Below are 19,618 nucleotides of genomic sequence, written 5' to 3' on the forward strand. Positions count from 1 at the left end.
GGTGCTTGCGGCGGGATGCGGTGCGGGCGCCTTTGTACGGGGTGAGGTGAGAGGCCACCGGTGACTGCTCATGGTGGTGAGAGCGAGACGGGTGTCCTGCGGTGTTTCGGGCAGCAGTTGCGGTTGCTGAGGACGAGCCGGGGGCTGACGCGGGCGGAGTTGGGTGCGCAGCTCGGTTACGGCGAGGACATGATCGCGTCGGTGGAGTTGGGGCGCCGCATTCCGAGACCGGAGTTCATCGAGCGGGCGGATGCGGTGTTGGGGGCCGACGGTCTGCTGGCGGTGATGAAGGATGAGGTGGCGAGGGCACGGTATCCGGCCTTCTTCCGGGACGCGGCGAAGTTGGAGACGGAGGCGGTTGAGCTGCATGTATACGCCAACCATGCCGTGCCAGGCTTGTTGCAGGCGGAGGAGTATGCGCGGGCGGTGTTCGAAGCGCGGCGCCCCCTGTTGGACGAGACGGTCATCTCGGAGCGGGTGGCGGCCCGCCTTGCACGACAAAAGGTCTTCGACCGAAAGCCCCTGCCGACGATCAGCTTTGTGATCGAGGAGTCGGTGCTACGGCGTCCGATCGGTGGGTGGGGTGTCTGGCGCGGGCAGTTGGAGCAGATCTGTCTCCGAGGGCGCAGCCGGAACGTCGAGATTCAGATCATGCCGACCGAGGTCAGCGAACATGCTGCCTTGGCAGGACCGTTCACCTTGATCGAGACGGTCAAAGGCCAGAGGATCGCCTATGTGGAGGTGCAGAAGGAAAGCCGTCTGCTCCACGAGCGGAGTTCGGTGCGTGAGCATGAGGAGCAGTACGGCATCCTCCGGGCGCAGGCGTTGACACCCCGCGAGTCGTTGCAGCTGGTCGAGAAGCTACTGGGAGAGCGATGAACGCCGTGGACGAAGTGAAGGCGAGCGGTGAACTGGCGTGGCGCAAGAGCACCTACAGCAGTGGCGAGGGTGGCGAGTGCGTGGAGGTCGCTGTCGCTGGCTGTGCCGTTTACGTGCGGGACTCGAAGCGGGCGGTGGAGGGTGGGCCTGTGCTGAGGGTCGGTCCGGCGGCGTGGGCGGCGTTGCTTGAGACGATGTGAGGTTATACGGCTGCTCGCGACGGTCGGCGCTTCTCTCAAGGAAGCGCCGACCGTCGTTATGAGGAACGACTCTCAGGCCTAGCGGCTCCCAGGCGGCGTCCAGCGGCCAGCGGCGACCTCCTTGTCCAAGCGAGCTTGGAAGTGGGCGTGCGCGGCGCGCATCTCGGCCTCTCGGTCTGCCTTGTAGAAGGGGGCGGTGTAACCAGCGGGAGGGGGAGTGGTCTCTGGGTTCTTCAAGTGGGCTAGAAGGTCGATGTAGTCCTGTTTGGTTTGACCGTAGCCGTAGGCGTTGTGGTTCGCGGCGATCTTGCGCCCGTCCGCGTCGAACCACGTTTCCGAATCAAAGTCCCAAATAAGCGGATAACGGGATTGAGTGATCGCGACTAGCTGATCAGCCGTAATGCCGAGCCACACGGAGACCAGCGCATCTACTTCCACGAGAGCCGCGCGACGCTCGTGCTCTGAGCGCAGCGGTGTGTTGTGCTCCCAGTCGGCGTTGATTTGCCCAGCCAGAGGCTTGAGGTGAGCCCACGTTTGGGAAGCCCAGTCTTCGTAACCGGGCCACTTACGGTCGAACAACTCCCCCCAGAGAGGCGCGTAGGCGCTTGTAAGGGCATTTAGTCGTAGGGTTCGGAGAAGCAGAGCAGGGGCCAGGGGATGGTTAGGGTCGGCAGCGGGCATTTTGTAGGCTTCTGCCACGCGGAGGTTTTTGCGCGAAGTGATCCGTAGGAGATAGTCCAATGGGAGAGATGCCCAGAACCCAGCGTTGAGTACCGTCCGTCGATTGTCGCCAAACCACATAGATGTAACGCCGTCGATGTGGCTCGGGCCCGGAGGGATGACGGCCGCAAAAAGGCTACGCTGACCGTCAAAGTCGATTTGCGATCGCCAGGCCAGGCGGTAGTACTCTGTGTATGGCCTTGAGTCCCATTTCTTGTGGGCCTCAACGAATTCAGACTTCGAGCATTTTCGCTGGTAGACGGTCCGCGGGATTTCTGGGAAGTCTGACGCGTGCGGGAATGTCTTGAACCAGTCTCTCGGAGAGGTGCAAGGGATCTTTGGTTGTTGCGCGAAGGGCGTAGCTATGGAGATGTGAGGACCCTGCAGGACTGCATCGGCTAGATTCGGTGGTGTGCTGGGTTTACCGGAATTCTTCCTCAAATATTTCCGCTGAGATCCTTTCTCGTGGAACCCTGTTGCCGGATAGTTCGGGACGTCGAGGACGTGGTAGGCGACGCTAGCCAAAGCGTCGATGGGGCCGAACTCATGTCGAGTGACTGGGTACAGCAGAGGGGCTTGAGATGCGGGTAGGTGTGTGGAGTCGCTGAGCGGGCTCCAATGTGACAGTGTTGCCTCCGTAACGTGCAAGACTCGATCTTTGTGCGGCCGTACGTCCCATCGGCCTTGGTGCTTAATGGCCGGAATATTTCCTCGGCCTTGATGGGTTAGAGACTCCATGAGGCATGAAGGAGTAAATAGCCAGCTGAGGTGCAGGAAAGAAATATCGCCGGGTGATCCGTAGATGTTTACGCTGAACTGTCGCGTGGGGCTCACATCCGGAAAGATTGCGAGCCTATTCGAAAAGCGCGCGTGCAGGCGTAGTCTACGATATGCCGCTTCACGGATAAGCATGTCCGACAGGCCATCAAAGTGTGAGTCTTGGTGAATTAGCCCTGACACTCCGCTGATTCGTGTATGCATCCAAGTGTGACACATGAACAGCCGGTAGAGGTCTGCCTGCGTGCCTACGATAAGTGGGTATGTTGCGGCGGAAGTAAGGAAGGTGTTGAGTCCGATCTGATAAGAGAATTCATTGGAATGCGCCTTGCGGAGTTCGAGCTTCTGGAGAAGAGTGTGCTTGATTGATTCCGTCTCCTCAGTATCCCTTGCGGTGATGAGTACGAGGCTCGGCTCGTACTCGGCTAGGTCGAGTTCTGAATTCCATTTCGGCTGAACCCAAGGCGGGTTCCCGACCTGCAAGTCAAACCCACCTCGCGCACCAAAAACCTGCCCGAACTCCAACTCCCAGTGGAAGAACCCCTGCCGCTCAGCCACATCCCTCGCGACCGCCGCCCACGGATACCGAGACTCCAGCGAGTAGAACCGCTCCATGCCCATCCACTCGGGCAACTCGTCCTCGTACCGCTCCAGTTCGTCCAGCGTGTCAAAGTGGGCCACCAATGAGTCCGCAGCCACGTCCTGCGTACCCAACAGTGACTCGGCGAAGTCCAGCCAGTCGTCCAGCGAAGCCAGCGCGATCACCGGGCGTCGCTCGCCACGGATCTGTTCCTTGCGGCTGCCGCCCCGGGCGCCCTTGGACTTGACCTCGACGACCTTGACCTCGCCGAACAGGTCCTCCGACTCGTACGTCTCCCGCGTGGGCGCACCTGACTGGGCCGGAATCGGAGCCGGGGCCGTCGAGACGACCCACTCCGCCGACTGGGAGGCGACCTCCGCCGCCCGCGCGTACGACTCGTGCGAGCCGTCCAGCAGCGCAGCCTCCTGCACAGGCCAGAACCACAGTGCGCACCACGCGTCCATGAGCGTCTTCAAGCGCCAGTAGGGAGTGTCGACGGCCTCCAAATCCGCCTTGACCTTCTCCCTCGGCACCGCGACCTCGGGCGAGTGCAGCCAGCCATCCTCCGCGCCCCACACGTCGATCCGGCGCGAGATCTCCCGCTCGGAGATCTCCAGCCTGCGGACGACCAGCCCCCACAGGTACTCCGCCCGCCGCGCCAAGCCCTGAAGCCGCTTGGTCTGCGTCACGTTGGGGGACTTGGTGATCGCCTTGCGCCAGGCCGCCAGCGCCTTCGCCTCCGCAGGGGCCAGCGTCTTGGCCTCCTTCTCGGCGGCGACCGCGCCCCACTCCTTCGCCGGGAGCAGGAAGTGGTGCACCGCGCCCTCGGGAAGCGGGGCACCCGCCAGCGCCTCCGCCAACGGGAAGCGTTCCGGGGTCGTGCCCAGCCAGCCACCCTTCTTCAGGCGCTCGGCGGCGTAGATCTCCCTACGCCCACCGATCAGCGAGTTGCCGCGACGCAGGTGCAGGCCGAACCACGGGGCCTCCATGCCAGGGTGCATGGTGTTCAGCCACAGCGACACCTCCGCCAGCTCCACCGCCGTGTCGTTCAAGTCGACGCCGTAGGAGTTGTGCAGCGCGATGTACGCCTTGGCCTTCTGCAGCTCGACCGCGTACTTCTCCGTGTCGATGGCGACGCCCAGCTCCTCCTGGCGGCGCCGCAGGTACTCCGCCGCGACCTGGTTGATCGCCTCGTTGAGGAACGCACCTGAGCCGAGCGCCGGCTCACAGATCTTCCAGTCCAGCAGCTCGCGTGCCTCGGTGACCGTGTCGTGCTGGTCCAGGCGGTGCTGCAACGCGAGCTGGACCGTCACGCGGGTCACGGACTCCGGCGTGTAGTACGAAGCAGAGGTCTGGCGGTCACGCCCCGACAGGCGGTACACGAACGCACCTGGCGTGTACCACACGCGCTCGTCCGCGCCGGTGTCCTCGTCCTTGTGCCGAACGAACACCTCGTCGGGGTACTCGTCGGCCTTCGTGGCGGGGATAAGCCAAGAGCCGTCCTTTGGATCGCCGTTCTTGGCGACCTCGTAAAGCTTCTCGCCCGCGACGAAGCCCGAGTACGACATCAGGCCTTCGTACACCGCGCCGAGCTGGTTGATGCCCAGCTGGGCGTAGGAGATGAAGCCGCCGCGCTCCCGCTTCTTGCCGCGCGTCAGCATCAGCAGGCGCAGCACCCGGTACAGCGTCTCGTTGTGCAGGCGGGTGTCGATGAAGCGTTCCCCGCCCTCAGCGCCCGCCTCGGCCACGGCCTCACTGTCGACGCGCGGGTCCGGAACCGAGTCCCGCCCGATCAGCCGGATCGCGTCCGGCTCGAACAGCTTGGAGTGCAGCGGCTCGAACCGCAGCCCCAGGTCCTCCGAGGTCTTCGCCGTCACGGCCTCCGCCGGCTCCGCGTCCACCCCGTGCGTGCGGCGCGGGCGGTAGCCCTCCTGGACCTTGCGGAACAGCAGGTCCAGCGACTCGTACAGGTAGAAGCCCTTGCGGGACTTCTCGTCGACCAGGTCGCGCTCGGCGATCAGTTCCCCGAGGCGGCCGAGGCCGTAACCCATCTGGTACTCGGGGTAGTCCGAGGGCAGGATGCCCAGTTCGGGGCGGGCCTCCGCGTACAGCAGGAACAGGATGCGGTACAGGTAGCGCAGCGACTCTCGGGTCAACTGGCGGCCCAGCTCCGGGAGTTCCTTGACCTGCTCCGGGCGGACGCCCGCCTCGCGCAACCGGTCCAGAACCTCGTTGGCGATCAACTCCACGCTCAGCCGCAGGCCGTCGCGCAGTTCGCTGGAGACGCCCACCGCGTGCTTGGTCGACTTGTCGACGAGCGTGGCGAGAGGGTTCTCGCCGCCCTCCTCCGGCGTGCGCAGCGAGTCCGCGCCGAACAGAGCGGCCACCGTGTCGAGTTCGCCACCCGCCTTGGTGTCGTTGCGCTCCAGTGCCGTGTCCAGGGAGACGGCCAGGTAGCGGCCCTCTCCCCACGCCGCCCGGTCGGCGAGGACGACGACGCCGCCGACCAGCAGCAGCACGTAGCGCGGGGCGTCCTCGCAGGCGAACAGGAAGGAGGCGAGCTTGGAGCCGGTGGTGATCGTGTGCTGGCCGTCCAGGCGCAGCTCGTCCAGGAGGCGGCCCGCGCCCTCCGGGTCCAGGGCGTCGTCCGGCTCGGCGGACCAGCCGCAGTCCAGGGCGACGAGGTCCTTCTCCGTGTGCGCGACCTTCACCTCGTAGGACTGGTCGGCGCGGACGACGGTGATCGTGCCGGGCTTGGCGTCGAAGCCGAGGGCGCGCAGCACTTCCGCGTTGAGGGCGCGGACGCGGTCGCGCCACTCGGGGGCGTCGTACATCACGGCGTCGTCGCCGGTCGCCGCCCGCTCCTCGTCCATCGTGAAGTACGAGCGCGCCGCGAAGTAGGGGCGGCGCAGCGCCCGCAGGCCCGCGCGCGGCGTGACCGGCAGGGCGCCCTCGGGGCGCTCGGCGCCGGCGGCGTCCTCCTCGCGCTGCTTCCACTCTGCGAGCAGCCCGGACTTCAGGTCCTTGGGCAGGACCTCGGCGAGGTAGTGCGCGGAGAAGTAGTCGCCGCGGTTGACCAGGGAGTCGAACGTCATCGTGGTGAACCTCTGGGTGATGAGTCAGGCGGCGTGGGCCGGGGCGAGGACGGCGAGGACGCGGAGCATCGGGCGGCCTGTGGTGAGGAGGGAGTCCGCGAGGGAGGCGAGGCGTTCGCGGGTGCCGGTGGGCGCGGAGCCGCTGCCTGTCAGCGTCGGCTGCTCCCAGGAGCCCAGGCGGGTCTTGTACTCCTCGATGGGCGCCCGCAGCGGCTCGTCCCAGGCCTCGCGGTGCTGCTCGAGGAACGCCTCCGCGGTGTCCAGGACGCCGGGGATCGCCTCGGCGAGGCCGGTCGTGTCATGGGCCAGGCCCGGGTTCGCCATCGTCGGGCCGACCTTCGCGCGGCGCAGGACGGCCACCATGTCGTCGTCGACCTCGCCGTGCTCGGTCACCGCCATCCACTTGACGACGGTCGGGCGGCCGAGCGCGTTGGAGTAGATGCCCTGCACGAGATAGGTGGATGTGGACACTTCGGCCGTCAGCACCGGTGCCTCCTGGCGGTCCAGGCGGACCAGGACCTTGTCCGTGAGCCACTCCATGACCGGGTGCAGGTCGGTCAGCAGCGAGATGTCCGGCCAGCTCGACGTCGCGGAGGCGCGGGCGCGCTGGAGGCTGTGGTCGGCCAGTCGCCGGTTGAAGGTGACCTTCAGGCGGTCGCGCAGGCCCTGCTCGCGGACGTAGTCCGGCGGCAGTGCCTTGAGGCGGTGGACCAGGTCGGAGGGCGGGACGAAGGAGAGCAGGCCGGTCTCGGGATCGGCGGACAGGTCCAGGCGGTCGTGCGCGTCCGGGTAGACCTCGCGCAGCGCCTCGTCCAGGAACTCGCGGGTGGAGGCGAACAGCCGGGGCACGTGCGCCCTGGGCACCGCCGTGGTGCCATCGCCGCCGTCCGTGCCGGTGCCGGCGGTCTCCTCCGGCTCGTCGTTCACGGCGCCGAAGAAGTCGGCGAGGAAGTCGTCCATGGCGTCGTCGTCCGTGGCGGCGGCGCCGGTGCCGGGGGAGCGGCGGGTGTCCAGGGACTCGTCGACGGTGCGGCCTCGCAGCAGGTCCTGGATGAGGGACTTCTCCTCGGCCTCCGCCCGGTACAGTCCGGACACCGCCTCCGCCGTGCCCAGTGACTGGTGGGCCTGCGCCTCGCGCTCCAGCAGGCGCTCCGCGACGAGCGTGTCGTCCTTGGCGCCGTCGACGGAGCTGGTGAGGATCAGCGCCCGGAACTGCGGCTCGTGCGCCTGCCCGTAGCGGTCGATGCGGCCGTTGCGCTGCTCGATGCGGATCAGCGACCAGGGCACGTCGTAGTGGATGAGCTGGTGGCACTGGCGGTGCAGGTTGACGCCCTCCGAGGCGACGTCGCCGGTGAACAGGATCCGTACCGGGGTGTCCGCGAGGCCGAAGTCCTCCACGCACTGCATCTGCTGCTCGTCCGACAGGCCGCCGTGCATCACGCGGGCCGCCTCCTGGGCGGCCCTGCCGCTGAAGCCGAGGGCCTGCGGCACGGTCCTGGCCAGCCACTCCAGGGTCTGCACGCGCTCGGAGAAGACCACGACCCGGGTGTCGGACTTCGGGCCGACCCCGATCTCCCGCAGCTGCTCCAGCAGAGCCTGAAACTTGCCCGAGTCCGTCTCCGTCATGCCCGAGGACAGCTCCAGGAGCCGGTGCAGGGCGGCGCGTTCGGCGGCCGTCGACTCCGGGGCGTTCTTCTTCTCCAGCGTCTTGATGCGCGTGGTGACCGTGGCCTTCAGGGCGGTGTGGGAGGAGAGGAAGGACTTCAGCAGCGTGTACGGGAACAGGGGGACGTCACTGACCGACTTGGAGCCGTCGGACGGCAGCCAGACCGCGGCCAGCTCCTCGAAGATCCTCTCTTCGGCGGGTGTCGCCGTCACGTGGATCGAGCGGGAGGGGCCGCGGTCCGCCCACTGGCCCTTCATCTGCTCCCGCACCTCGGGGCTGACCTTCGTACGCCGGATGAACAGGTGCTTGATGTCCTCGGCACGGTAGTGCTCCGGGTCGCGGATCGCGGCCGGGTCCAGCAGGGAGATCAGCTCGGCGAAGGAACGGGCGTCACCGTTGTGCGGGGTCGCGGAGGCCAAGAGGAGGGCGTCCGTGTGCGGGGCCAGCGTGCGGGCCAGCTGGTTGCGCAGGGAGCCCTTGTTGATGAGGTTGTGCGACTCGTCGATGACCACCGCGTCCCAGGTGATCCGCTCCAGGTGGTGCTTGTACTGGTCGGTGTTCTTCAACGTGTCGATGGAGACGATGACCCGCTTGAAGTACGTGAAGGGGTTGCGGCCCGCCGGGATCTCCCGCTGGATCCGCTCGATGCCCACCGAGTCCAGGCGCACCAGCGGGATCGCGAACCGCGTCCACAGTTCGTGCTGGAACTGCTCCAGGACGTGCTGCGGGGTGACGACGAGGATGCGCTCGCCACGGCCGCGGCGGATCAGCTCGGCGAGCGTGAGGCCGATCTCCAGGGTCTTGCCGAGGCCCACGACGTCCGCGATGAGCAGGCGCGGGCGCAGGTTGCGGCCGGACAGGGCGAGTTGCGCGGGACGCTGCTGGTAGGGGAGCGAGTCCAGGAGGAAGGAGTCCGCGAGGGCGAGGCCGCGCTCGGCCTGCGGCAGCGGTGTCTTGCGCAGGACCGCCTCCAGGAAGAGGCGGGAGCGGCGGAAGTTCGGCGAGTCGTCCCGCACCAGGCGGGTCCGCCTCGGGTCGAGCAGTTCGATCCGGTCCAGCCCGGTGAAGAACACCGCCTCCTGGTCGCGCACGAAGTCCGACGCGCCGACGGCCTCGATCCGGGCACCGTCGTGCTCGGTCCGCGTCGCGTTGCGCACCAGCCACACCTCGTCGCGTACGAGGATCTGGGCGCCCGGCGGGAACTGGGCGTCCTCGCTGCTCGTCGCGGGGGCGGTGCTCAAGTCGGCGGTCACGCGGGTGCCTCCTGGGCGTTCACGTCGGTGGGTTGGATGCGTCCCCTTGCGGGTGGCTGGTGGTGCCACCGTCGAACGGGCGGGACGCGTGGTCAAGGGGTTGCTGTGCGGCTCGACGCAGCGGGCTGGGCTCAGGCCTCAGAAAGGAGCCCGTGCCGCATACGCGGTACGCAGTCGCTCGGCTGTCTTACGGGCCTGCAGGGAGTGCCGCAGTGTGCGCGGTGGTTGCTTGGGCCGTCCGGAGGCCGTGGGCGGGCGGCTCGGTGCGGGCTGTTCGCGGTGGACGCCGTCGGAAGGGTCCGGCTCGGCGGGTGGCGTGGGGCCTGAGGAGTCGTGGACCGTTGGGTCAGCGGGGCCGGGCTCGGCCACGGCGGGGTCGGTTGCCGGGGGACTGGGCGGGAGCGGCGCGTCCTGGGCCCCTCGGGCCGTTCCCGTGTGCAGCTCGTCGCTCCCGACGGCGGGCGCGGGGGCAGACCAAGGGACGGTGGCGGAGCCGTTCGCAGAGGGGGCCTCGTACTTGAGTCCCGCGGTGTGCGCGGTGAGCCTGCGACGCGCTTGGGCGATCTTCATGCCCTGGGCCTCGATCACCGAGCGGCACTGCTGCACCACGTCGGTCAGCGATGGCCGGTCTTCGGCGTTGTGGGCGAGCATGCCGGTCAGGAGCGGCAGCAGTTCGCTGGGCGCACCCGACAGATCCGGTGCCGTATCGGGGTCGGTGACGAGGTGGAACACCATGTACGGGGTGGCCGCTTCGTATGGATAGTGGCCTGTCGCGGCAAAGAGCAGCACGGCGCCCAGGGCGTACACGTCCACGGCCGCCGTCAGCGGCTTCACGCCGGCGGCCTGCTCCGGAGCCATGCAGATCGGAGTGCCGACCACCTGGTGGGGGGCCGTGAGGGTGACGTGCGACTCGGTGAAGGCGGCGAGACCGAAGTCGATGATCTTGGGGCCGTTCGGCCCGAGCAGGATGTTGGCCGGCTTGAGGTCACGGTGCAGCAGACCCTGGGTGTGCACGGCCGACAGTGCCTCGGCGAGGACAGCGCCGAGCGCCGCGGTGAGGACGGAAGGGAGCGGTCCGTACGTCTTCACGTGCCGGGCGAGGTCCGGGCCGTCCACGTACTCGGTGGCCAGCCACGGTTTGTCCGCCTCGGCATCGGCTCCCAGGAACGCCGCGATGCGCGGACCCCAGATCGTCTTCAGTACCTCGATCTCCTGTGAGAACCGCTGCCGGGATTCGGAGTCCACGACGGATGGCTTGATCACCTTCACTGCGGCGGGCTCGCCGCCGAGCGATTCTCCCAGGAAGACCTGACCCATGCCTCCTTGTCCGATACGGCCGAGAAGTTCGAAGTCGCCCAGCGAGACGGGGTCCTCGGGGTTCAGGGGCGTGATCTGCACGTGTGTCCTCGAATTTCAGTCTCTTGGCAAGCGCCTGATCAGCCACGACGCGCGCCTGAAGACACGGTAGTGGATGCGGCTGGGGTCGGGAACGGGGATTGCCGGATGGAGATATCAACCCCTTGGAGTGAAGAACCTGTGAGGTTCTTCATCGCGGTGAGCCGCCACCTCGTGAACGTGTGGGCCGCGACCCTGGGGACGGCAGCAACTGCCCCCCGGTCAAGCCCCCCGACAGCAGCCGCGCCGTCTCCTCCGCCAGCCGCGTCGCCCGCTGCGCCTCCGCCCGAAGCTCGTGCACCCGCCGGAACGCCTCCCCGTACCGCCGCTGCTCCTCCAGCGGCAGCAGCGGCACGCGCAGCCGGCCCGGGCTGACGGTGAGGACCGTGCTGCCCGTCGACGCGCCCGCGATGTTGTCCTCCGCGCCGAGGAACCCTGCGAGGAACCAGGGGTCCAGGCGTGCCGGGTCCGGCCGGAAGAGGTGGACGTGGGGGCCGAGCAGCGCGCCGGCCTCCGCCTCGCCCGCCACCCGGGCCATCGGTCCACCGCCGCTCGCGACCGCTCGTACGAGCACGTCCCCGACGGCGATGACCGGTGCCGTGTCGGTGCGCACCTCCACCGGGTCTCCCGTCGGGCCCGATCCGCCCGCGATGTCCGAGCCGGTGAGGACGGGGCGGTCCGCCGGGCCTTCGCCGCCGGGCTCCGCGTGTCCCCGTGATCCCTCCGGGACCGTTCGCAGCAGCGTCAGCGCACCGCCCCGCGCGAGGTCCGCCGCCGTCGCCGTTCGCCATTCGCGCGCCGAGGGGCCGACGGCGCTCCAGTCCTCGTAACCGGCCGCCCTGCCGAGGGACTTGGCGGCCGTCACGAGGTCGCGGCGGGTCGCGTCGACTTCAGCCGACAGCTGCGCCGGGTCGACCTCGGCCCGTGAGGCGCGTACGAGGCGTGCCGGGGTCAGGTCCACCACGTCGTCCAGGAGGTCGATCACCCCGACTGCCCGAGAGGTCCCGGGCTCGCCCTCGAACGCGTCCGGGTCGCTCGTGAACGCCTCCCACGCGCCGAGGACCTGTGCCGTGATCCGGTCCCAGTCCAGGGAGGCGGAGCGACTCCCGCCCCGAGTGCGCGTGCCCACCGCCCTACCGCCTGCGAATTCCGTCCCCGTATCCGCCGTGTCGACGAAAAGCACTGACTTGCGCTCCGCACCGCCCGTTTCGGGCCGCTGAAGGACCCAGATCTGGAGCCCGATGTGCAGCGGCACCGCCGCGCCGACCGGCAGCGCGACCACTGCGCGCAGCGCGCCGCTGCGTACAAGCTCCGCCCGTACGCGGCGCCCGGACGCGCGGCCCGCTGTGGCGGGAGGCAGGAGCAGGGCCGTGTGGCCGCCGGGCGTCAGGTGCGCGAGCGCGTGCTGCACCCAGGCCAGCTCCGACTCCGCGCGGGCCGGAACGCCGTACGCCCAGCGGGGGTCGTACGCAAGCTCGTCGTGACCCCAGTCCCGCACACCGTACGGCGGGTTGCACAGCACCGCGTCCGCGAGAAGGTCGGGAAAAGCGTCCGCACGGAGGCTGTCACCGGCGCACACGGTGACCTTGGCGTCCGGCGCCGTCAGCATCAGGCTCACCGCGCTCCGCTGAGCCTGTACGGGCAGCACGTCCTGGCCGTACAGCTCACGCGCGCCGTGACGGGCGGCGGCAGCCAGTAGGGAGCCGCTGCCGCAGGCCGGATCCAATACGCGGGCCGGGGTGCCGGGGATCAGGCGCGTGAGAAGATCCGCGAGCGCGGGGGGCGTCCGGTAGGCGCCGCTCGCCGCGCTGTCCTCCAGCTCCCGCTCCGCGAGCACGCTCAAGGTGGCTTGGCCGCCCTCGTCCCGCACACACGCGTACAGCGCGCGCAACACCTCAGCGTCGGCCGCCTCGAAGCGGACGGCGTCCCCGCCCGGCACGGCGTCGGCGACGGCCGCCGCGTCCTGCTCGGCGCGAGCGGCGATCCGCGTCCGGCAGTTGCAGGGCGGCGGTCAGCTCATCAGGTGTGCGGCCGGCCGCCGCGAGGACGAGGAGCAGCAGGTCCGCCGTACCGCCGCCGGTCCGCGCGTGCAGGCGGAGGGTCGTACGCAACTCCTCCGACGGGCTCGCCGCCGCGGCGTGACCGCGCGAGGCGAGCCAGGAACGGACGGCCTCCAGGTCGTACAGCGGGCTGCTCTCCGTGCCGCCGGACGGAGCCGGAAAGTCGGCGTGCCGACGGCGCCAGTTGCTGACCGTGGCGCGCGTGACCCCCGCGATGCGCGAGATCTCGGCGGCGGTCACCTGGACGGATGGCTGCGGCATGGCGGACGCCCCGGGCCCTTCGGTAGTGGACACGCCACCAAAGCTACAGCAGCGGTCAAATCTGTCAATGTGTTTGACGATGCTTTCAGTGTCATGCTTATCTGGTGATGCTTCCGGTTGGAAGCAGCCTCGGGCCGCGGCGCCGTGTCATCGGCATGCCCTTTCGGCCACGTCCGTCCTTTTCTCGCAGCACCGCATGGGGGTACCCGATCATGTCCGCGCCTCCCTGGGCCCAGCAGCCGCATCAGCCGCAGGCCCCGGAACCGAAGAAGAAGAGCAAGGTCAAGACCTGCGCCGGCGCCGGCTGCCTCGGCATCGTCGGCGTCGTGATCCTGGGCGGTGTGATCTCCGTGGCCGGCGGCGGCAATTCCAGCAGCGCCCCTGCTGCCCAGAGCCCGGCCGCCGCGTCCCCGGACCCGGGTCACAGCGCCAAGGCCGCCGCCCCGCGGTCCACCGCCCGGAAGGAGACGCCGCAGACCGTCACCTACGTCGTCACCGGCACCGGCGGCGCCGACGTCCAGTACGGCCCGGCCGGGTCCTCCGCCCAGGGCAAGGTGCCGATGAGCGTGACCAAGCCGCTCCGGAACCCGCAGTACTACGCGATCACCGCGCAGCTTCAGGGCGGGGGCCACGTCACCTGCCAGCTGAAGGTCAACGGCAAGGTCATCTCGCAGTCCACCGCCTCGGGCGGCTACAACCTCGCCTCCTGCGAGATCAGCAAGGACATCTTCAGCGGCAAGTGGACCGACACGAACGCCGGCTGACGGGCATGCAGAGCCCAGGGCCCACCTTCCGAGCGCGGCGAGGACGTACGGCGCCTCTCGCCGACCAGCGCTCGCGCTGTGTCCGACTGCTCCTGCCGGGGCGGCTTCCGCACCGGCCTGATCCCTCAGACCCACGAGTGGGAGAACCGCTTGACCGAGACGGGTGAGCCCGAACTGACCGTGTACCACCACCACCTGGTGCGGCTGACGGAGCGCGACGACGGGGAGAACTTCCGGGCCCTGCTCGTCCAGGCCCGCCACATCACCAAGGCGTCATACGAGACCAGCCTCTACGACCATCAGCAGGCGTTTCGCCTCCTGTGGCGCCACCTGGAGCGCAGCGGCCACCTGCGCCTCGCGCATCGTGAGGTCCGAGCGCGTCTCGCCTCTGGTCAGGCCTCGCCTGACGAGCGCGCCGATCTGGAGCTGTTTCTCACGGTCTACGCGCAGGTCCACCCCGCTGCGATCCGCCCCGGTGCGTGACCGCTCGCACCATGCCGACGGGCGGTCAGGCGCCGCCCGCGTCGTTTTCCATCCGACCCCACGCACGAAGGACTCCTGTGAACCGAGCCCACGTCATCGCCATCGCGGCCTGCGGGCTGACCGCACTGTCGGTCACCGTGGCCGTGGCAGACCACGTCAGCAGCCACTCCGCGCTGTCCGCTGCCCGCCGCCAGGCGGCTGCGGCCGACCACCGCGCCCGGCAGGCCGCATCCCGCCCGCCCGAGGTCGTCACCAAGACCGTGGACAAGCCCGTCTTCGGCCGCTCGACGCTTCTCGGCGCCTATGCGGCCGGCGTCATCTCCGGAGGTGTGTACGCCGACGACGGCAGCATGTCCTACACCGCGAGCGACAGCACCTGCTCGCAGGAGTACTCCCAGATCTCGCAGGAGCCCAACGGCGGCAGCATCCACAGAGACCTCTTCATGAAGGCCTGCCTGAACAACGTCAACGACACGGCCAAGACAGACCCCGCGCCTTGACCGGCGACGCTTGGCGCTGACTCACAGGCCGGGAATGAGGGGCGGGGGCCTCACGCTCGACGAGGCCGGCCTGTGTCCAGCGCCCCGAAGGGCCGGGCCGAGTGACGCTGAAGAACGGGGTGTATTCAAGACCAGCCGGTGCAAGGAGTGGAAGAAGAGCGGCTAACCGGTCGCGGCATCGTCCCCGTCGCCGAGGATGAGGAGCATCAGCCATGTCAACCTGCGGAAACGTGATGGATGTAAGGGCTATGTAATGCTCATGTGCACAGATAATCTGTCGGCGTGTACGACATGACCGACCCGGTTGCCGCCCGACGTGCGGCGATAGCCGCCGAGAAGGAGCGCCTGGCTCGGGCGCGCGAGCGCCGGCGCAGCGGCGGACCGGCAGGCGCGAGCGGATTCGCGCAGCGGAAGTGGCGTTGGGTCGGCGTCGACGGTGGTGAAGCCGTCCAGACGGTTCTGGAAGTGCTCAAGGACATCGAGCAGGCGGCCCCCCTGACGGAGAGTCAGTGCAAGACCCTTGGTCAGGCTCAGGCAGGCGCACCCGACCGGGAGGCGCTGCTCCCGGTGGTTCGGGCCGGCCTGGCTGGTCTGAAGCCGGAGGCCGTGCTCCGTCACCTGCGAGCTCTATGGGCCGCCGGGGTGCGATGGCTGAACGAAGCGGGCCTGGAGCGGTGCCGCATCCTGTGCGCGACCGCTCCTGGTATCGAACTGGTCAACGCAAGATCCCGTGCGGTCTCGGGCGGCCCTGCCTTCTCTCTGTTCGCCACCGCCGCCACCCGAGGCGCGATCCCGGTACCGAACGCCGTTCTGGCCCAAGTCCTCCCCTGGGCACCGCTGTCCGTCCTCGACGACCTGGTGGAGCACGGCGGCCTGCTGGCAGAGGACAAGCCGTGGACGGAGCGCGACGAGGACGAAGCCCTCTATCTGCGGGCCCGCCTCAACCCCATCTCGATCAGTCCTGAAGAGGCCGAGCGGCTCGGCTGGGACGGCCTGCTGCGCCGTCGGGCGTTCCTCGCCGGACAGACGATCGTGCGGCAGGAACCCGAGGACGTCTGGGACCTGCTGTACGACGTGGTCAGCGACGTCCAAGTGGCGTCCCTCGACGCCTTGGACGCCGTCCTGCCGCGCGCTCAGCAGATCCAGTTGCGCGATCTCAGATCCGGAGCGCTCGTCGGTCAGTGGGACGGCGGCACCGTCCGCGACCGAGGCCTGTGGAAGCTGATGGCCGCCCTGTGGCGCCCGACCGGGCCCGTCGACCCCCGACGCAGCGAGTTCTACGCCCTGGTCGCGCTCAACCGCGCCTACGACCTGCTGAAGTCCGGTGACCTGGAAGGGGCCGACCGCCAGGCGGAGTCCTTCGTACGGGAACGAAAGAAGGGCCATTCCCTGTCCACTGACCTGATGGACGAGGCGTACACCATCGCCGCCTACGTCACTGCGGTCACGTCGCCCGAAGCCGAGAACGACCGGGCCGCAAGGGACCGACTCGCCCAGGCGGAGACATACGCGGAGAAGGCGGCAGAGAACGGTCATCCGGTGGCGGTGCGCAATCTCGCGCACGTGCGCACCTGGAGGTCCACCCCGAAGAACAGACGGGGCGCGATGACCAATCCGTTCCTCGAACTCGGCCTCGACCATGGCGCAGAAGGCTGGGAGCGGCACTGCCGGGAGGTCTTCCGCCGGTACGAGCAGGTGGGAGACCGGGCGGGCCAGGCCCGGCTCAACTGGGCGGAAGACCGTATCCATGAGGCCGCGGGCCACGAGGCCGGATTCGACGTCTTCTTCCAAGTGCCGCTGGACTGGTCGCGGTACGAGTTGCCCGACGCCGTGCCGAGGCAACTGGTGCCGCCCCTGGAGCCGATGGCACGCCGAACCGCCCTCACGAGCGGCGCGGACCTCGAGTCCATTCGCGCTCTGGCGGCTGTCGAACTGCTCGACGACTTCCGCAGCACCGCACCACACCTCGACCGTCACGGGTCCACCCGCTGACGGCGTTTTCCGACCGACGACGCACGATGGTGAGCGAGGCAGAACCACTTCATGGACCCCCGGAGGAGAAGGGCGGCGCGTCGCGCCGAGAAGAAGATCCCCAAGAACCTGCGGCCTCACCGCCTCTGTCCCCACTGCGGGCAGATACAGCCCGGCAAGCTGCAGACTCTCTCGCCGCACAAGCCCGGTGGGACGAGACGCCGTAGGGAGAAGACCCAGGAGACGGCTGAGCCGACGGCCACCACGGGACAGCGCACAGCGCCCGAACCCATTGACGCGAAGACCGTCATCCAGGGAGTCGTCGATCGGATACCGGCCGCTCTGGAAGGCGCGAACGCCGACGGGATGCCCTCGGCCACCGCTGTCGGCGTGGCAGTGCGCAAGGCGGTCCTCGACGAGTTCCGCACTCGTGCTCAGTTCGCCGGACGCCTTGCGGAGATCGACGCTCTTGTGTGGGCGCAGGCGGAGCACGGCGGAGACCTGCTCGGCGGGGCTCTGCGGGAACATCTGCGAGAACTTCGCATCCTGAGGGTGACCGAGCCCGAGGCGAGCGACCGGTTCGTCGTCACCGAAGGTGAGGGTGAGGCGTTCGAGGTGCTGCGCCCGGCGTACGTGGACGAGGTGACCGGCAAGGTCATTCTGGCGGGACATCTGCGTCGGGTGCCTGGTTCTGCAGTGGGGGAGGAAGCGTGACGACGGGCATCGATTTCGGGACCACCAACTCGGTGGCCGCACAGTGGAACGGCGAGTACGTCGAGATCCTGGAACTCGGTGGCCAAGGGCTCGACGCCGACTGGGAGCGCCCTGGTTTCGAGAAGCTCTACCCGTCGGTGGTGGGCACCAGTTCCCTGCGCACCGGAGCTCTGTTCGGCTGGGAGGCCAAACTTCGGTCCGAGAAGGCCGTCGAGGCGTGCAAGCGGCTGTTGCGTGAAGAACCGCTCGTAACGGTCGGCGGGCGACGGTTCGCGGCGACCACCGCTGCCGCCGGCGTGTTCCGCTCCATGATCACGGCTGCCGAGGAGGAGGCCGCGACGGAGATCGGGGAAGCCGTGATCACCGTGCCGGCGAACGCGACCGGAGCGGCTCGCTTCCGTACCCGGGAGGCGGCGCGGGCGGCGGGCATCGTCGTCAAGACGCTGCTCAACGAACCCACGGCCGCTGCCATCGCCTACGCACACAACATGGAGGAGGACGGCGAGTTCCTCGTCTTCGACTGGGGCGGCGGCACGATGGACGCCACCCTGCTGCTGCACGACGACGGATTCTTCGACGAGAAGGCCAGCCGGGGCGTCAACCGGCTGGGTGGTCTGGAGATCGACGCGCGGCTGCGCCGTATGGTGCTCGGCCGAGCGCCCGCCCGCAGGGCGTGGTCGGAGTCCGAACAGCGTCAGTTCTCCTTGGACATCGAACGCAACAAGATCCTGCTGTCCTCTCAGGAGTCCGTTCGTATCACCACGCCGGACGGCATCCCCGTCGAGATCGGCCAGGACGAGTTCTCCGCAGAGATCCAGGACCTGATCAACCGCGCGCTCGACCCTGTCGAGGAGTGTCTTGAGCAGGCCCGCATCGACCCGAGCGAGCTGAAGGCCGTCCTGATGATCGGCGGCAGCAGCCAGATCCCCGCCGTCCGCGACGCGGTGTCCGAAGCTCTGGACTGCGAGCTCGTGGGAGTCGATCTGTGCCATCCGATGACGGCGGTCGCCGAGGGCGCCGCGATCTGCGCCGCGGCCATGGATGGCGAGTTGGAGAGCATCATCCGCGTCGTCAACACGCACGCGCTGGGAACGGTCACCAAGGACCAGTACGGCAAGCGGGAGTTCAGCGCGCTGATCGGCCGTAACCAGCGTCTGCCGCAGCAACGGGTCAAGTCCTACCGGCCCTCCAAGGACGGCGTGTCCAAGCTGATCGTGGAGGTGTGGGAAGGGGACCCGGACCGGCCTGTCGACCACCCCGACAACGTCAAACTGACGGAGCTGGTGCTGTCCTACCCGCAACGGTCCCAGGCAGAGGACGGGGTGTTCGACCTCGAGTACACGTACAGCAAGGAAGGGCTGCTGGCGGTCAAGGCCACGCTGCAGAAGACCGGGGAGGTCCTCCTCGACGGCGAGGTCAAGGTCTTCGGCGACAGCACCGTGCCACCGGAGATCGAGAACGAGCTGAAGGAGTTGCTCGCCCTGCGCTCCACTCCCCACACCGCGCCCAGGCCGACGCATCCACAGCAGTCGCCCGCCGCGCCGCGCGACCGGCGATCCGCCGATTCTGGCGTGCCGGTGCCCGCACCGTCGCCCGCCTCCATGGCGAAGGCCACGTCCGGGCCCGAGCAACCCGCCGCACCCCTGATCGTCGATGGCTCGAACCTCGCCTGGAACGGCCGTCCGCCCCGCTCCGCAGGAGGGCGGCCGAGTTTCCAGGCACTCCAGGCGGCCATCAAGGCGCTCAGATTCAAGAATCCGGACCGGGACATCCACGTCGTCGTCGACGCAACCCTGCGGCATGACGTCGTCGAGGAGGAACGCCCCCTGGTGGAGGAGGCCATCGCCGCCGGTACGGTCGTCCAACCGCCGGCAGGTACCGAAGGCCGCGGAGATGCCCTGGTCATCAGCATTGCGGAAGAGGTGGGCGGAGTGATCGTCTCCAACGACAACTTCGCTCCCTTCCAGAAGGCCAATCCCTGGCTGCTCACTCCTGGCCGCGTCCTGGGTGCCACCCACTCCCAAGGCGTCTGGGTCTTCAACCGCAGGAAGCCCAACGCGGCGGCTCCGACCGCGCGTCGTCGGTGACGCGTACGGGTTCGGCGGGCTTGCCGCGCACAGCATGGGCGGTTCGCGCCCCTTGATGGGGCGCGGACAGGTCTGATGAGGAGCCCGCAACAAGGCGGTCGTTCCGGATGGGCGGCGGGCTGTAGCCGCGCCACCCGTCATGGTGCCTAATTGGCGCCCCGGACGCAGCGGCAGCCGGCCGGAGGTTAAGCAATCGTCTGCGGGTGGCCCTCG

The 19,618-nt window shown here is 68.6% G+C and carries 11 protein-coding genes and 1 pseudogene; 8 read left to right on the forward strand and 4 right to left on the reverse strand.

Translation table 11 applies throughout. From position 1 onward, the window contains the following. The first annotated feature begins 60 nt into the window (after nt 1-60). Nucleotides 61-879 (forward strand): helix-turn-helix domain-containing protein, encoded by an 819-nt coding sequence (locus N8I84_RS33365; protein ID WP_263233168.1) that lies wholly within the window; start codon nt 61-63, stop codon nt 877-879. Next, a complete protein-coding gene (locus N8I84_RS33370) occupies nt 876-1,079 on the forward strand; it encodes a DUF397 domain-containing protein (protein ID WP_263233170.1) in 204 nt (67 codons plus the stop codon). The genes N8I84_RS33365 and N8I84_RS33370 overlap by 4 nt, the downstream gene beginning before the upstream one ends. A gap of 78 nt (nt 1,080-1,157) precedes the next feature. Here N8I84_RS33370 and N8I84_RS33375 read toward each other — a convergent pair whose 3' ends face one another. The 4 genes and pseudogenes from N8I84_RS33375 to N8I84_RS33390 all read right to left on the reverse strand — a co-directional run bounded on the left by N8I84_RS33375 (nt 1,158) and on the right by N8I84_RS33390 (nt 12,886). Next, on the reverse strand, nt 1,158-6,251 hold the full coding sequence (locus tag N8I84_RS33375; RefSeq protein ID WP_263233171.1) for a class I SAM-dependent DNA methyltransferase: 5,094 nt from the start codon (nt 6,249-6,251) through the stop codon (nt 1,158-1,160). Between the two features lie 24 nt (nt 6,252-6,275). Further along, nucleotides 6,276-9,170, reverse strand: coding sequence for a DEAD/DEAH box helicase (locus N8I84_RS33380; RefSeq protein ID WP_263233172.1), 2,895 nt, complete (start codon nt 9,168-9,170; stop codon nt 6,276-6,278). Nucleotides 9,171-9,308: 138 nt separating this feature from the next. Continuing rightward, nucleotides 9,309-10,568, reverse strand: a complete 1,260-nt coding sequence (locus N8I84_RS33385) for a serine/threonine-protein kinase (protein WP_263233173.1) — start codon at nt 10,566-10,568, stop codon at nt 9,309-9,311. Between the two features lie 148 nt (nt 10,569-10,716). Further along, a pseudogene (locus tag N8I84_RS33390) lies at nt 10,717-12,886 on the reverse strand (N-6 DNA methylase). A gap of 212 nt (nt 12,887-13,098) precedes the next feature. On the opposite strand from N8I84_RS33390, the gene N8I84_RS33395 reads away from it, so the two are divergent. From N8I84_RS33395 to N8I84_RS33420, 6 genes are all read left to right on the forward strand, one after another. After that, nucleotides 13,099-13,650 carry a hypothetical protein gene (locus tag N8I84_RS33395; RefSeq protein ID WP_263233174.1) on the forward strand — a complete coding sequence of 184 codons (552 nt, stop codon included), beginning with the start codon at nt 13,099-13,101 and terminating at the stop codon, nt 13,648-13,650. 150 nt (nt 13,651-13,800) lie between these two features. After that, nucleotides 13,801-14,133 carry a hypothetical protein gene (locus N8I84_RS33400; RefSeq protein WP_263233175.1) on the forward strand — a complete coding sequence of 111 codons (333 nt, stop codon included), beginning with the start codon at nt 13,801-13,803 and terminating at the stop codon, nt 14,131-14,133. Between the two features lie 77 nt (nt 14,134-14,210). Then, a complete protein-coding gene (locus tag N8I84_RS33405; protein WP_263233177.1) occupies nt 14,211-14,633 on the forward strand; it encodes a hypothetical protein in 423 nt (140 codons plus the stop codon). Between the two features lie 291 nt (nt 14,634-14,924). Next, nucleotides 14,925-16,625 carry a hypothetical protein gene (locus N8I84_RS33410; protein ID WP_263234963.1) on the forward strand — a complete coding sequence of 567 codons (1,701 nt, stop codon included), beginning with the start codon at nt 14,925-14,927 and terminating at the stop codon, nt 16,623-16,625. Nucleotides 16,626-16,676: 51 nt separating this feature from the next. After that, nucleotides 16,677-17,318, forward strand: coding sequence for a hypothetical protein (locus N8I84_RS33415; protein WP_263233178.1), 642 nt, complete (start codon nt 16,677-16,679; stop codon nt 17,316-17,318). Then, nucleotides 17,315-19,405, forward strand: coding sequence for an Hsp70 family protein (locus N8I84_RS33420; RefSeq protein ID WP_263233179.1), 2,091 nt, complete (start codon nt 17,315-17,317; stop codon nt 19,403-19,405). The genes N8I84_RS33415 and N8I84_RS33420 overlap by 4 nt, the downstream gene beginning before the upstream one ends. Nucleotides 19,406-19,618 lie beyond the last annotated feature (213 nt).

This window comes from Streptomyces cynarae (assembly GCF_025642135.1).
Taxonomy (GTDB): Bacteria; Actinomycetota; Actinomycetes; order Streptomycetales; family Streptomycetaceae; genus Streptomyces; species Streptomyces cynarae.